11 protein-coding genes and 1 tRNA gene are annotated in these 15,277 nt (G+C 55.7%); 9 read left to right on the top strand and 3 right to left on the bottom strand.

Annotated features, from left to right (window positions below; translation table 11 throughout):
* Window positions 1–9: 9 nt before the first annotated feature.
* Both ACP59X_RS21600 and ACP59X_RS21595 read right to left on the bottom strand, forming a co-directional pair.
* Window positions 10–1,854 carry a chloride channel protein gene (locus tag ACP59X_RS21600; protein ID WP_428562513.1) on the bottom strand — a complete coding sequence of 615 codons (1,845 nt, stop codon included), beginning with the start codon at window positions 1,852–1,854 and terminating at the stop codon, window positions 10–12.
* Between the two features lie 6 nt (window positions 1,855–1,860).
* Entirely contained in the window at window positions 1,861–2,799 is a 939-nt protein-coding gene (locus ACP59X_RS21595; RefSeq protein ID WP_428562511.1) for a bifunctional riboflavin kinase/FAD synthetase, read from the bottom strand.
* 186 nt (window positions 2,800–2,985) lie between these two features.
* Here ACP59X_RS21595 and ACP59X_RS21590 point away from each other — a divergent pair.
* The 9 genes from ACP59X_RS21590 to ACP59X_RS21550 all read left to right on the top strand — a co-directional run bounded on the left by ACP59X_RS21590 (window position 2,986) and on the right by ACP59X_RS21550 (window position 13,931).
* A tRNA-Leu gene (locus ACP59X_RS21590) sits at window positions 2,986–3,072 on the top strand.
* Between the two features lie 86 nt (window positions 3,073–3,158).
* Window positions 3,159–5,105: a tyrosine-type recombinase/integrase gene (locus ACP59X_RS21585; RefSeq protein WP_428562509.1), complete on the top strand. Its 1,947-nt coding sequence runs from the start codon at window positions 3,159–3,161 to the stop codon at window positions 5,103–5,105.
* Window positions 5,106–5,216: 111 nt separating this feature from the next.
* Window positions 5,217–5,957: an ERF family protein gene (locus tag ACP59X_RS21580; RefSeq protein WP_428562507.1), complete on the top strand. Its 741-nt coding sequence runs from the start codon at window positions 5,217–5,219 to the stop codon at window positions 5,955–5,957.
* A 91-nt stretch (window positions 5,958–6,048) separates the two neighbouring features.
* Complete coding sequence (locus ACP59X_RS21575) at window positions 6,049–7,287, top strand: hypothetical protein (RefSeq protein WP_428562505.1); 1,239 nt, start codon at window positions 6,049–6,051, stop codon at window positions 7,285–7,287.
* A gap of 11 nt (window positions 7,288–7,298) precedes the next feature.
* Window positions 7,299–8,276, top strand: a complete 978-nt coding sequence (locus ACP59X_RS21570) for an AAA family ATPase (RefSeq protein ID WP_428562503.1) — start codon at window positions 7,299–7,301, stop codon at window positions 8,274–8,276.
* A gap of 19 nt (window positions 8,277–8,295) precedes the next feature.
* The gene (locus ACP59X_RS21565; RefSeq protein WP_428562501.1) at window positions 8,296–9,327 is read left to right on the top strand and encodes a DUF3150 domain-containing protein; all 1,032 of its coding nucleotides are present in this window, start codon (window positions 8,296–8,298) and stop codon (window positions 9,325–9,327) included.
* A 14-nt stretch (window positions 9,328–9,341) separates the two neighbouring features.
* On the top strand, window positions 9,342–9,830 hold the full coding sequence (locus tag ACP59X_RS21560; RefSeq protein WP_428562499.1) for a hypothetical protein: 489 nt from the start codon (window positions 9,342–9,344) through the stop codon (window positions 9,828–9,830).
* The gene (locus ACP59X_RS21555; RefSeq protein WP_428562497.1) at window positions 9,811–11,040 is read left to right on the top strand and encodes a VWA domain-containing protein; all 1,230 of its coding nucleotides are present in this window, start codon (window positions 9,811–9,813) and stop codon (window positions 11,038–11,040) included. Before ACP59X_RS21560 ends, ACP59X_RS21555 begins: the two co-directional genes overlap by 20 nt.
* A 461-nt stretch (window positions 11,041–11,501) precedes the next feature.
* Window positions 11,502–13,931, top strand: coding sequence for an AAA family ATPase (locus tag ACP59X_RS21550; protein ID WP_428562495.1), 2,430 nt, complete (start codon window positions 11,502–11,504; stop codon window positions 13,929–13,931).
* Here ACP59X_RS21550 and ACP59X_RS21545 read toward each other — a convergent pair.
* Window positions 13,902–15,013, bottom strand: a protein-coding gene (locus ACP59X_RS21545) for an IS3 family transposase (protein ID WP_428561184.1) whose coding sequence is annotated in 2 segments (ribosomal slippage) — window positions 13,902–14,755 and window positions 14,755–15,013 — 1,113 coding nt in all. Because the reading frame shifts where the segments join, the coding sequence is not laid out codon by codon here. The genes ACP59X_RS21550 and ACP59X_RS21545 overlap by 30 nt on opposite strands.
* Window positions 15,014–15,277 lie beyond the last annotated feature (264 nt).

The following is a 15,277-nucleotide window of genomic DNA, read 5'->3' as shown; positions in this document are numbered from 1 at the left end:
CCGCTGTCGCTATTCCTGTTTCAGATGGCGCAGCGTCGTCGAGTAGGCCGTGAAGACATGCTGGCGGCTGAGCATGCCGAGCACCGTGTCGGGGCGCTGTGCGTCCACCACCGGCAACTGGCTCAAGTCCGTCTCGATAAAAAGCATGAGCGCGTCGTAGAGCGACATGTCCGGATGCACCGTCACAGCCGGGCGCATGAGTTCCTTGACCAGCACCAGTTCGTGGAGGCACTCCTCGAAGACCACGCCGCGCACGTCCTGGAGGGCCAGGATGCCGGTGAGCTTGCCGGCATCGTTTTTGACCGGGAACACCAGTTCGCTGGTGGCCGAAATGATGTGGGCCAGGGCCTTGAGCGTCACGCGCTCCTCGAGGATGGTGGCCCGGCCGGGCGTAAAGACGCTGGAGACGGGCACGGCTTCGAGGATGTTGTTGGTGGCGTCGGCGACGTGGGCCGGGGAGGCGAACTTGTTTTGGACCTGGTTTTCGTAGAGGTGGATGTCGTCGCAAAGGACCAGGGCCACGGCCGAACAGAGCATCAGCGGCGCCAGCAGGCCATAGCCCTGGGTGATTTCGCTGACCATGATCAGCGGCCCGATGGGGGCGTGGGCCACGCCGGCGAAAAAGGTGGCCATGCCGACGAGGGTGTAGCCGCCGGGCTGGGTGACGATGTCCGGGGCCAGCATGTGGCCGACCTGGCCGACCATGCCGCCGGCCGAACCGCCCAGAAACAGCGCCGGCGCGAACATGCCGCCGGAAAGCCCCGAACCCACGGTCAGGGACGTGGCCAGGACCTTGCCGCAAAAAAGCCCGGCCAGAAAGCCCAGACCCAGCTGGCCGTTTACGGACAGTTCCAGCCAGCCGTAGCCGCCGCTTAAAAACTGCGGGTAGTGCATGCCGAAAAGGCCCATGGCCAGCCCGCCCACGACCATGGGCAGGGTCAGGCCGAAGCGTTGCCGGATCCAGCCGAAGATCCGGAACTTGAAGAAGAAAAACGTGCGGATGAACACCCGCGCCGCCAGGGAGACCGTCAGGGCCAGCACCAGGTAGAAGGGCAGTTCCAGGGGGTTTTCGAAGACGTAGCTGGGCGTGTCGAGGATGGCGTCGTGGCCGAAAAAAAACGAGAACAGGGTATGGGCCACCACGGCCGAGACCACGGCCGGCAGCATGGCCTCGGCCTCGAAATCCTCGGCATAGAGCACTTCCACGGCCGTGATGGCGCCGCCCAGGGGGGCGCGGAAAATGGCGCCCAGGCCCCCGGCCGCGCCGGCCAGAAGCAGGATGCGCCGTTGCCGGGCCGTCAGGCGCAGCCACTGGCCGATAAACGAGCCCAGGCCCGCGCCGAGCTGGGAGATGGGGCCTTCCTGGCCGGCGCTGCCGCCCGAGGCGATGGTGGCGATGGCCGTGAGCCCCTTGACCAGGGGCACCAGGGGCCGGATGAGGCCGGCGTTTTGGTGGAAGGCCTTGATCATGGCGTCGGTGCCGTCGGTGGCCCCTTCCATGGCCTCGGGGATGAACCGGGTGGCCAGAAACCCGGTTATAAGCCCCACGGCCGTGGTGAAAACCGGGATGAGCCAGGGGCGGTAGGGGCCGGTGGTGGCGTGGACCAGGGATTCCCCGGAGGGGTGGGGCAGGCTCAGGCCCGCCAGGCGGATCTGGAGGAAGGCGGTGAGGTGTTCCAGGCCCAGGTAGAACAGGCAGGCCAGGATGCCGGAACCCACGCCGGCCACGACGCCGAGCCCCAGCCAGCGCATGAGGCCGAGGCCGGTCAGGCGGCGGCGCAGGCGCCGCCAATAGATGCGCGGGCGGCGAAACAGCGAGGCGTGGTGGCGTGGTTGGGGTTGCGGCTGGTCCATGGCCGGTCAGGGCCTGGCATCGGGCGCGGCCAGGATCATCCGGGCCAGGCCGATGTCCTCGCGGATGCGGGCGACCAGTTCGTCGGGGCCGGAAAATTTTTTTTCGGATCGGATGCGCTGCACGAAATGCACCCGGATGGGCTGATCGTAGATCTTGCCCTTGAAATCCAGGATATGGGCTTCGACGGACATCTCGAACTCGCCGAAGGTGGGGTTCTTGCCGATGTTGGCCACGCCCGGCCGCATGACCCCGCCCACTTCCACCCAGACGGCGTAGACGCCGGTTAGGGGCACGAGCTCCTCACGAAAGGCCAGGTTGGCCGTGGGGAAGCCGAGCTTGCGGCCGCGCTTGTGGCCGTGGGCCACCAGGCCGCGCACCTGGTGGAAGCGGCCCAGCAGCGGCCTGGCGTCCCAGACGTTGCCGGCCAGGACCATGTCCCGGATGCGGGTGGAGGAGACCACGGCGCCGTTGATGATGACCGGGTCCAGGCGTTCGACGCCGAAGCCGTATTTCTGGCCCAGGGCCGAGAGCAGCTCGAAGTTGCCGCGCCGGCCCTTGCCGAAGGCGTAGTCGTAGCCGATGACGAGCTGCTTGAGGGAAAGGCCCTCGACCAGGACCTCGCGCACGAAATCCTCGGGTTCGCGGGCGGCGAGCTCCCGGGTGAACGGCAGCACCACGGCCACCTGCAGGCCCACGGCCTCCATGCATTCGAGCTTGTGGCCTATGGAGGTGATGGCCGGGGGGGCCGAGGCGCCCAGCAGCACCTTGCGCGGGTGGGGATCGAAGGTCAGGGCCACGCTGACGAGGCCCGTGGCGGCGGCCCGGTCGCGCACGCGGGTGAGCAGCTTGGCGTGGCCCATGTGCACGCCGTCGAAATTGCCGATGGTCAGGCAGACGCCATTTAAGGCTTCGTGGATGTCCGCGACGCGGGTGACGACAATCATGGGGATTCACGCAACGGGCCTGGGGAATGGAGTGGCGCCCGCGACCTTCGTTGCTAGCGTAAAAGCGTGACGTCTTCAACCCGGGAGGGGGGCGTTGTCGCTTTCGGGAAAAAAATGGGTCTGGGGATGATTTTTTTCTTGCCAAGGGTGGGGGCCTTCTGTAAATACCTCCTTCTGCACCGCACTGCCGAAGTGGTGGAATTGGTAGACACGCTAGGTTCAGGGTCTAGTCCTCGCAAGGGGGTGGGAGTTCGAGTCTCCCCTTCGGCACCAAGATTTCAGGGGTTACAGCTAACCAGCTGTAACCCCTTTTCTTTTTGGTTTCAGGGTTGCGGCAAGGCTTCAAAAAGCCCAGTGATTTGGCCAAAGTAGCAAATAGGGTCAAAGTGCTGGGTCAAACATGCCGGACGCCGGCGTGGGCCAAAGCCATGTCACCAGCTTGCCAGTCGCTCCAAGGCCGAAGGGTTGCACTCTCGCCCCCACAGGCTTCGAAAGACGTCTTTGCCGGATCGTCACGCCAGGAAGCGCTATCCCTTAAGCGCACCTCTCCCAGCTATCTTTACCTCAAGGGAAATCTCTTTTATTTTCGCTACGCTTTTTCCAAGATCTATCGTGATCGGCTGGGCCGTGCTGAAATTCGGATGAGCCTGGAAACAGGCTATATGCGTGAAGCAAGGGTGCGGGCCGTGTCCATGTGTTCAAGAATTCGGATTTTATTGGAGAGTGGCGTCATGGACTATCAAGAACTCCGGCAGCAGTTAAAGGAATGGTTGCTTCAGCTTCTTGCAAAAGAGGATAAGAAACCTGTTTCTCAAAAAGAGATTCGAGAACGTATCAACGGATATTTACGGATGCTGCTTGAAAATGATGATCGAAATGTTCATCCACGGCCACGGGTGGTGGGGCCTGACATTGAATTAACCAGCGGACAAGCTTCGCTCTGTCATGCTGATATACTTACAAGCATCGTTAATGAGCCAAAGTCACTGGCTAACATCTCAATTGATGTAATTCCTGAACTTGTAGCAGAAGATATTTTTAGCCAAGATGAGATATCAAAGAGTAACTTTTTACAAATTACAAAAGAATATGTGAAGGCTCAAATCACTAATCATAGGATCCAGGAGGCGCGAGCACGGGGCGATTACTTGCCAGAGCAAGCTGTTTTTGCTGCTCCATATAAGCCCTGTGAGCACGAAGACGTTGCTCAATCTTCAGATGTTGCTTCTTCGAATACAGAAAAAGCATTGTCGTTGTCTGAGCTTATTGAGAAATATATTGAAGTCAAGTTGTCGGATGGTCTTTGGAAAAAACACAGCGTGCCTGACCATAGAGGACGGCTCGTGCATTTGGTTGAAATATTGGGTGACAAGCCGATAGAATTGGTTTCGCGAGAAGATATCCGTAAATTTCGGGATACTCTCCGCCGATTGCCTCCTAATAGGACAAAAATAAAACAGTATAAGGATAAGAGTATTGAACAGATCCTCGAAATGAATCCTGAAAAGGTGTTGAATGTTAAAACGGTCAAAATGATTGTTGAAGCAGCTTCCAGCCTGTTTGAATGGGGTGTTAAAGAAGGATATCTTGAAAAGAATCCTGTAAAAGGTATTATAGTTAAGGATGACAGACAGCAAATTGAACTTAGGGATGCGTTTGACGTGTCTGATCTGGAAAAAATATTTTCCTGTAAAAAGTATATTGGCAACGAATTTAAACACCCATCATTTTTCTGGACACCCGTGGTAGCTCTTTTTACGGGCATGAGACTTGAAGAAATTTGTCAGTTGCGCTGTGAGGATGTTTATGAGTCGGAAACAAGTGGATTGTTTGTTATCGATGTCAATGCACGGCCATCTGCAGACGGGAAAGTAGACAAGACACTTAAAAATAAGAATGCGACCAGGGTAATTCCCGTTCACAAGACTCTTGTAGAAATCGGATTTATTGAATATTGTAATAAGATGAAGGTGGATGGTCTGGAAAGAATATTTCCTGAGCTTAATAAGACGGCGGCTTCTCCAAAGTATGGAAAGCAGCCTGGCAAGTCTTTTGGAAAGCTTATTCGCGAACTGGAGATCGAAGGAAACAAGACGTTTCATTCATTGCGGCATACTTTTAGTGATTTTTTCAAAAAGAAAGATATGCATAACGATTTGTTTCGGCAAGTGTTTGGCCATGAAATATCTGAACTCGCAGGTCGTCAGTATGGTTCAAAGTTTGATGTTCAAATGTGTTATGATAAATTAATATCATTGCTGGATTACAGGATAGATTTTAGCTTGCTCAAGTATGGGGATAAGTAATGTGTTTATAGCGATAAGCTTCTGAATGATGTCTTGCGTGTACTTCAATTAAATACAAGTATATATTATTACTGAGATAGGGAGGAATTTTTACATCAAAAGGAGGCATAAATGGTCGAATATCAATCCGGTGAGACTTCTGAATTGGCAAAAGCTCTCATCGCCGTGCAAAAAGGCTTGCAACCTGCCGTCAAGGACGCGACTAATCCCTTTGTGCATAACCGATACGCCACACTCAACAGCGTCATGGACTCCTGCCGAGACGCACTGCTCTCCAACGACATCTGGATGACGCAGTTTCCTGTCCCCGCCGATCCTGGCTACCTAGGACTCGTCACCAAGCTCACCCATGCCAAATCCGGTCAGTGGCAAGCCTCGCTCGCAGTCGTTCCGCTTCCAAAGGCCGACCCCCAGGGGATGGGCAGCGCCATGACCTATGCCAGACGCTATTCGCTGAGTGCCATGCTGGGGATCGTCACGGACGCTGACGACGACGGCACAGGGGCCTGCGCGACACGGCAGACAACGCTGCCCCAAACACCACCCAAGATGGCACCACGGCAAGGGGCTCGGGCGTCCATGCCGTCTCACCCTGCGCAGGAGAAGAAGCCGCGTTGTGCACCGGGTGCCACCAACCCTGGAGCGAATACGCCCACGCCGGCATCCATACCCATGCCGTCTGCCCTGCCCAAGATCGACGGCATTTCCTACCAGACCGTTGCTGCCGAAAATGGGCGGAACTGCGTCATCGCCACGGGAAACACGGCAGCGAAAAAGGACATGCTCGCTGAAATTGGCTTTCGGTGGAACCCGCAACGCAAGGTGTGGTGGATGTATGCCCATGCCTCCTGATCGGTCGCAAAATATCCAGTCAACGTAAGAGGGCTGCCCGCACGGGTGGCCCTCTTCGTTTTGGGGGATCGTTATGCACAGGAAATTCGCCATGCAAAAAGATCAAGCCTCGGTCTTGCTTGGAATTCTCTCGCAAGGTCTCAAGCGGTATGCCGCCCTTTCCACGCAAAAATTCCTTGGCGATCGCACGGGGTACGTGGGGCTCAGCGACGTGGGCCGGGCCATGGAATGCATGCGGGCGACGGTGGCGTCCAAACTGTCGCCGGCAAGGGGAGGGGACCACGACGCGCCGCCGGACGTGGTGCAGGCAACGCTGCGCCGGCACCTGACCCTGCAGCGCGGGCACTGCTTCGAAGACCTGGTCGGCCATGCCTTAAGCGCCCACGATCTTCTCATCATGCGGCAACTGGAGATCGAGATCATGCACCAGGGCACGCCCCTGCGCGCCCACCTGGATTTCGTGCTCGTGAGTCCGACGCCGGTGCCCACGGTGCGCATCCTGGAGTGCAAAAGTGCGCAGCGATTGCCGGACGCGCTGTACACGTCTTACGAAACGCAGGTGTACGGGCAGGTCTGCCTTCTTCATGCCGCCTGGAACACCAAGGCCTTCTCGCTACGGGACGCCACGGGTCGGGTGTGCTCCTCCCGCCTGACCTTTCCCGAACTGTGCCAAGCCTGCCTGGGCGTCACGCTGCCCAATAGCCCCGAGCAGGTCGACCTGCAAGCCTGGGTCCTGTGCCTGTCCATGACGGATGGGAAGGCGTTTGGGCCGTATGTGGCCCATCCGGCCATGCTGGAGATGTGCCTGAAGACCGCGTCCGCGCTTTGGGGGCACGTGACGGCCTGTCGGGAAGGCCGGGGCGACCTCGACACATTGCCCACGGCCCACGGCTGCCATGGGCTCTGCGGCTACTGCGATTGGAATGCGGACTGCCCGAAGTTTCGGGGGGAAGAGCATCCCGACTGGGAAGGGGATCTGCGAACGCTTTTTACCCTGAAGGCGAAAAAGCAGGCGCTCGAGGAAACGATTCAGGAAAAGGAGGAGGTGATCCGGTCCGCCTGCGCTCTGAGCCAGGCAAATCACGCCTGGATTCGGGCCGGAGGCTACCGCTGCAAATTGGCGCAGCAAAACGGGCGACGTAGCCTCGATACGGAGAAACTCCGCCAAGAAGTCGCTGCCCTCACAGGGTCCGCTGCCGAGGCGGAGCAGCTTCTCGAGCGGTGCCAGACGCGAGGGCAACCCACGACACGACTGCTTGTGCGGGCGATGCGCGCCACACCAGAGGCCACCGATCCTGCGGTGGCCTCTTCATTTGCAACCGCAACTTGATGGAGCATGCCATGGAAAGCGACCTGCAGGAGCTCGAGGCCCTGGAAGCCACGGAACTGGATGCCGGGACGGTGTTCAGCGGCACGCCGTCCGGGAAGGGGGTCCGGGGATTTGCCGCGCCGTGCCGCTACACGCCGATTCCGTCCCTGGATTACGTGTTCCACGAATCGAGCCGCGACATCATCGTCTGGTTTTTGGACAGAAGCGATCCGCTCTACGTGTTTGGCCCAACCGGCTCCGGCAAGACTTCTTTGATCAAGGAACTGGCCGCCAGGCTCCACTATCCCGTCTTCGAGGTGACGGCCCACGGCCGATTGGAATTCGCCGATCTGGTCGGCCACCTGGCCGTGCGCGAGGGCTCCATGGAATACGCCTATGGTCCCTTGACCTTGGCCATGCGCTACGGTGGCCTCTTTTTGCTCAACGAAATCGATCTGGTCAGTCCCGATGTGGCCGCAGGCTGCAACGGCATCCTGGATGGCCAACCGCTTTGCCTGGCCGAAAACGGCGGGGAACTCGTGGTGCCGCATCCCATGTTCCGGTTCGCGGCCACGGCCAACACCAACGGCTCCTTTGACGAAACCGGGCTCTACCAGGGGACGCTGCAGCAAAATCTGGCTTTCATGGACCGCTTCTGGTTGTGCGAAGTTGGGTATCCCAAGGCCTCGGCCGAGCTTGCGCTTTTGGAGCGCCGGGCGGCGCAACTGCCCGAGTCGGTGCGATCCCGCATGGTGGAGTATGCCCAGGAGGTGCGCAAGCTCTTCGTCGGGCAAACCTCGGGCGAAATCGCCAAGACGATCGAAGTGACCTTTTCCACCCGCACGCTGTTGCGCTGGGCCGCCCTGACCCTGCGTTTCCAGCCCCTTTCCCGTCAGGGCATCCAGCCGGTGACCTATGCCCTGGACCGCGCCCTGGCCTACCGGGCCACCCGGGAAACCCAGGCCCTACTCCACGAACTGGCCCAGCGGATGTTTCCGCTGACGGCATAACGAAGCACTTGGAGGAAAAATGGATACGCCCATCCTTTCCGATATCCGTGTGTTGGACAACATCCTGGCCGTCAATCTCAACGTCACCCTGTGGTCGGCCCGCAGGAAGCTGACCCTCGAAGACTTCGGTCCTGTGGACCTGCCGCCGGAAGATCTGGCCTCCCTTGGCAGCAAGCGCATCGCGCCGCCGGAGAGTCTGCGCATCTTCGGCACGCTCAAGGCGCGGGCCTTTGCGCTCCTGGACCGGCACGGCATCCGCTTTCTCGGCGGCTGGGCCATCCCCGAGGACAAGGCCACGGATATCGTCCAGGAGCTGACCGTGATCCGCGACGAGTTTTTCGCCTGCAAGGAAGTATTTCTGGCCGAATACGACGGCCTGGTTCGGGATTGGATCGCCAGGCATGCCGCGTGGGCCAGCATCTTGGCCAACGCCACCGTTGGCAGCGACTATGTGCGCTCCCGGCTGGGGTTTGCCTGGCAGTTATACAAGGTCGCGCCGCTGATGGGGCATCCCGATGCCGCGACGATGGCCGCCTCTGGCTTGTATGAGGAGGTGGAGCAGCTTGGCGCAGCGCTTTTCACCGAGATCGCCAAGTCTGCCGATGAGACCTGGCGCAAGGTGTACGCTGGCCGCACGGAGGTCACCCACAAGGCGCTTTCGCCGCTGCGCACCATGTACCAAAAGCTCATGGGACTCACTTTTGTCGAGCCCCATGTGGCTCCGGTGGCGGAGATCCTCGAGATGGCGCTGTCGCGTCTGCCGCGCAAGGGGACCATTGCCGGCACCGATCTGCTCATGCTCCAAGGCTTGGTCTGTCTGCTGCGCGATCCGGATGCGCTGATCGAGCACAGCCAAAAGGTCATCGAAGGCTATGGCCCGGCCACGGTGCTGGACGCGGTCCTGCGCGCGCCGTTACCGGCCGTGGATGCCAGCGACATGGACGAGATGCTGGATGGTCCGGAGGGGGAGGCGCTGGAGGTTGCCCCCATGCCCATCCCCATGCCCGAGCCCGTGGCCGGGGCCCGGATACCCAGTATGGGACTTTGGTGAGCGCCATGGGATCCATGCGCCACGTGCTGCGTTCCCTGCCGCTTCTGGCGGCCGTGCTTGGCGATGCCTACGGCGTTTCCGTGGTCATGGGCGGCAAGGACGCCCATACGGACGGGAAGGTCATTTGCCTGCCCAGTTTGCCGGCGGAAGGAGAGGCGACGCTGCTGCCCCTGGTGCGGGGCCTGATCGATCATGAGGCGGCCCATATCCGGGAAACGGACTTTGCTGCGCTGGCCGCCTGGCCGGCGACACCGTTTTCCAGGCACATCTGGAATTCGCTGGAGGACTGGCGGGTGGAGAACAAGCTGGGAGACCTCTTCCCAGGCTGTCGCCACAATTTCAGGTGGCTGATTGAGCATTACTTCGCAGGTGCAAACGACAGGGCCGGGGACAACACCCCGGCCCTGTCCGTTTTAAAACGCCATCTTGCTCACCGTGCGCTGCTGGGACGCACCAAGTGTGTCGGCCAATCGGGACAAGGGGGTGGCCGCCATCGAGGCTGATTTGCCAGGGCTGTGGTTGCGCGTCCAGGCGGTCCTGGACCGGGCGCGGGCAACATGCCGGAGCAGCCAGGATGCCATGGCCTTTGCCGAGGAAATTGTCGCCGTGCTTCGCATGGAGGCACAGGCGGCTGCGTCTGACAATGGGATGACGGAGGATGAGGGTGGGAGCCTGGGCTCCGAAACGCAAGAGGAACCGGACAAGGAGGAACCGGAAGGGGGCAATGAGGGCATCGGGGCGGCGTCTGCGCCGGAGCCGCCTGTGCCATTTGGGGGTGCGACCCAAGAGGAGGAGATGCCCCAGGCCTGCCAGGCAGAGACGGTGCGGGAACGCTTGCTGGAAGCGCTGGACGCGCCCCTGGAAGGCGACTGGCCGTTGCACCTGGGGGAGCAGCTGGCGCAGTCGCTTTGCGCCAATGCGGTAGATGCGCCCGATCAGGCGCTGGCCGTGGCCCGGCGTGGCGACAAGCCCGGGCAGCCTTTTGGCGCTTCCGAAGTGGCGGCCTGTCTGCAGGCGTCCGTGGCCATGCGAACGCGCTTGTATCGGCTGCTGCAGGCGCAGCAGTTGGTGCGCTGCCAAAGCGGGCGTCGTGGTCGATTAGACCCGAAGCGGTTGCATCGGGTGCTGACAGGAGATGGCCGGGTGTTTGCCGCTTGGGGCCAAAAGGAGGCGGTCCATACGGCGGTGCACGTGTTGCTCGACAGCAGCGGTTCCATGTCTGGGGAGCCGCTCAAGTTGGCGGCCATGGCCTGCTATGCCGTAGCCTTGGCCCTGGAGCGGATCAAGGGGGTCAATGTGGCGGTCTCGGCTTTTCCGGCAGGGAGTGCCCATGACGGCGTCACCGTGGCACCTCTGATCAAGCATGGGGAGAAGGTGCACGCCAACCTCGATATCTTGGCGGAAGGCTACACGCCCTTGGCCCAGGCCTTGTGGTGGGTGCTGCAGCAGATGATGTTGCTCAAGGAGGAACGCAAGATGGTCGTCATCGTGACGGACGGTGAGCCGGACTCGGTGTCGGCCGCCCAAAGGGTACTGCGAACGGCTGAGGTCTTGGGATTTGAGGTCTACGGGATCGGGATCCAGTCCGCAGCCATACAGGCCTTGCTGCCGCGATCCAGTATGGGCGTGCAGTCGTTGTCGGAGTTGCCGGAAGCGATGTTTATGCTGCTGCACAAGGCGTTGGCACGGGGGACGTCAGGAGTAGGGCAATGAAAAGGGTTGGCGGATGCTTGGAGCGTTGTGGGCCAGGGTGGTGTGGTGAGAGGAAAATTCCCGACTGGTTTCTGTTGTTGGGCCGGGAGTCGTCTGGGCTGCGAAACGAAAATGGAGGTGCGAGATGAATGGATTTCCGTGGGTGCCGGTTATTATTGCTGTGCTCGAATTTATCAGGGAAAAGATGGATGAATAAGTAATGGTTGGGCATAGTACACCTATCCCCCCTATGGGACGATATGGGGGTATAGTGACATCAATTTCTCTTTGGTATATTTCTTGATCGATTTGTTTGGAGTGGGGCGGTAGCCTGCCCCGTTAATGCCATAGCTTGTATAGGGCTCTGTGTTTTTGGGCTGAGATCAATGTGACTCTGTCACGTGTTGCCGAAGTGTCTGGTTTAATGGCTGGCACTTGGTGTTACACCAAGTGCCAGCTGTTACATAAATTGGAGTGTGAAGATGGGTAAAAATTTTTCTTCTGAGTTTTGTTTGTATGTCGGTGAAAGTAATATCGTTTCTGATTGCTTGTTTAGTGCGAAGCAGGTTTTCAGTATTCTTAATGCCAATCTAGAGTGCTTGCTAAGTTATAGTTGTCGAGTTGCTAGGGTTAATAGTGTAGAAGGTTTAAACTTTGTTCGTAATAGATTTAGTGATTTTTTTTGTCTTCAACAGCAGCCCATGGGGTACAATTTGGAGTTTCCAATTCTTGGAGACCCAAGGATTGAAAATTTTCGTTGGGAGATTGATGAGAATAATCGTTATTATAAACTGAAAAATATAACAAAAAAAAGCGGACAAGGTTTTGTTGATCTGTATGCAACAATTTATGGGATTTCTATCTTAGAAGCCTTTAAACGGCTTGCAGGCGAAAATAAGCTGACAGAGAGCGATCTATTTATTTTTTCAAAATGTGGATTTTCTATAGTAGAAGATTCCATTGATCAATTAGATGTATCGGCGCAGCCAAAAACTATTTTATGTGATTCAGACGTGTTCCATTTTAAGTCTAACTTTTTTTTATGTAAAACAGATTCGATCGTAGGATCTTTGGCGTTGTATGAACCGAGTGGGGGTACTGAAAAAGAGTTGTTGATTCCATTCTATGTTAATTATTTGTCAGATAAGTATGTTATCCCTTGTAATGTTTCAGGAAATGAAATCCCGCCTGGTAAAGTTGCGGAGAGAGGTGATGTAAAATTTGCGACAAAGTCTTATTTGGCAATGGGGCAGAAAGATATATCTAAACTGTTTGGGTCAGATGTATTAAGGGATTTGCAGCCTGACACTAAGATCTTGTTGTGTGAAGATCCAGTTGTTGCTATAAGACTAAAAGAATTTATACGTGATAAATTGAAAGATTTTGATAATAAGTATTTTGTTACTATGTGGTATGGAGGATATAAAGCGATTGATGGTGTAGACTTTGGTTATTTGCATGAAAGGCATGTTATTTTCTTGCCGGCTTTGAAAAAAATGAGTTATGTAAAAATCTTAAAGTGTCAGAAGAAATGCGTCGACGTAATGGTTAAGAAATTTTCTATTTTGTTAGATCCAGTGTTAACAAAAACTTTGCCTCGAAATGGATTAGTTGAAAAAATGAATCCATTTGAGAAGTTGCTTGCGGATAAGGCTGTGAATATTTCTGAGTTGAATAATGATTTATTTTTAGATATTCTAGGGAAGAGTGTTTCTCATGATGAATTTTTGAAGATTGGCAAAAGAATGGGATTGTTTAACGACAAAGTAAAAGAAGATATTAGCGATGTAGAATTTCCTCCGTCAATAAATACAACAGAAATAGTGCCAAGTGGCATGAATCGTATGGTGTGGGATAATATTTTTCAACATAATGATATTGGGCTCGTTTTGGGTCCTAGTCATTCCGGAAAGACAATATTTCTTATGTCGATTCTGTATGCCATTAGTTATGGTGTGACACTGTTTGGCATTAAAGTTATGAAGAGTAGGAGGGTGTTACTGATAGATGGGGAAACATCGCCAGGTGGCATCAAAGAGATGTTTCGAAGAATTCAATTTGCTTACCCTCTGTCGAAGCCTTTGCTTGAAAATGATCCGTTCCGATATGAAGGGTATCCTAGAGACCATAGTTTTAATTTTTCCGAGCGAGCTTCACGACAACAAGTGGAAAAATGGCTGGAGTCTGGAAAAATAGATGTAGTTGCTTTTGATAACCTAAATACACTTCTTCCTGGAAATGTTCAAAAACCATGCATGGTCACAAATTTTCTGGTTTGGGTAAAGCTCTTGCAATCTAAATTCAAGATTTCTATTGTTTTAGCGCACCACACCAAAGATACTAGAGCTGTATTTAAAAAGGCGTCTGGGTCAAAAGAACTAGAAGAAAGAAGTCAAACAATTATAGCATTGACTAATCGTTTCGAAATTAAAGAAAAGTATAAAAATAATGAAAATAATGCTTTTTTTGAGTACATTGACAAGAAAGGGGCTCTTTTTGAAATGCATGTAAAAAAATGTAAACATGTGCATGAATTTGATGGTGCACGGTGGGGATGCTATCTTCCATTGAATGTGGAAAATTCAATGGAGGGGCCCGTATGGCATATCTTTGCAGTTGATGAAAATGGTAGCTTTACTTGTTCTGCCGAAACGTGTGCGGAAAATAACGAAAATTATATTCCAGAATATGATCAGTTGAGTGAGGATGAGAAACGTATAATGGTTGAGCTTGCCCATAAAAAAAATAATTTTACAAGAGGAGATGTTGATAGCCTGTTGAAGCGCAGTGGTGAAACCTCTCGGAATCGACTTAAATTGCTTATTGCTAAGAATCTAATAGAAAAGAAATGCGTAGTGACCTGCCGGTGTTCTTCGGACCAGTCAATTCTTGAGGGTGACTCCTTGGTTTGAGGTACTATCGAGCATCCGAGCAAAGGCCCCCGGCGTCATTTTGCCGAGGCTCGAATGCGGCCGCACCTCGTTATAGCTTTTGCGCCAATCCTCAATAACCACCTTGGCTTCCACTCTGGAACGAAACCACTCCATGGAGAGGCATTCATCCCGGAATTTGCCGTTGAAGCTTTCGACCATCCCGTTTTGCCAGGGCTTGCCGGGATCGATCAGGGCGACTTCGAGCCCTTGATTCGCCACCCAGCGCAAAAGCGCCTTGGAGACAAACTCCGGACCGTTGTCCGAACGCAGGTGATGCGGCGCCCCGCGTTCGCTGACCAAGCGCGACAGGATTTCGATCACCCGATTTGACCGGATGCTCCCGGCAACGTCAATGGCAAGGCACTCCCTCGTATATTCGTCAATGATCGTAAGGCATTTGAGCTGCTGCCCATTGGCGCAAGCATCGTGCACGAAGTCGTAGGCCCAAACCTGGTTGGCTCCTGACGGCAATTGCGGACGAGGCCGCGAGTGCGCCACACGTTTGCGCGGCCGCTTTCGAGGCACCTGCAGCCCGGCCTTTTGCCAAAGACGCAACGCTTTGTCGGGTCCCATGGCATGCCCCAACTGCTCCATGAAAACCAATATCCGCCGGTAGCCGAACCGGGGGAACTGGTCTGACAACTGCTTCATGGCCGCCAGGAGCGGACCATCACGAGCGTCGATGCGCGACGCATAGCCAAGCGTCGATCGAGAAACGGAAAACAGCGCACACGCCCTGCGCTGCGACAGTCCGCGTCGCTGCGCAAACACCACCTGCCGGCGTCTGGCGGGTGCGCCTACCATTTTTTTGCGGCGACTTCCTTCATGACCTCGATCTCGAGGTCCCGCTCGGCCAGGAGCCGTTTGAGCCGGGTGTTCTCCTGCTCCAACTGGCGCAGGCGTTTGACGTCGTCGGCGTTCATGCCGCTGAAACGCTGCCGCCAGCCATAGATCGTCTGTTCGCTGACGCCGTGGCGCTTGGCGACCTGGGCAACCGGATCCTTGTCGGCCTCGCGCAGGATGCCGACCATCTGCTCTTCGGAAAATCGTCCCTTTCTCATGGCTCCCTCTTCGTCGTCGGGAGTCACCTTCTCAAGTTTCAGATGGTCCGAAAAGGCCCAAGCAGGTCAAAAACACTTTTTATACTCTTGTGAACAAGCAAGGATTGTTGGCAAAGAACTGATTTCCAGAAAATTGAATTGCTGATATTGATGCGATCAAGGCCAAAGTTCTTAACAAAAAAGTTGCTAAATCTAGCCAAAGTGTCAATCCTAGGTGTAACTTTTGCGCTGTCGTTGACTGATGGAAGCGGTACTGGAAGGCGG

It is taken from the genome of Solidesulfovibrio sp. DCME, assembly GCF_049995385.1.
GTDB lineage: Bacteria > Desulfobacterota > Desulfovibrionia > Desulfovibrionales > Desulfovibrionaceae > Solidesulfovibrio.
This window is presented reverse-complemented; position numbering and strand designations above follow the sequence as displayed.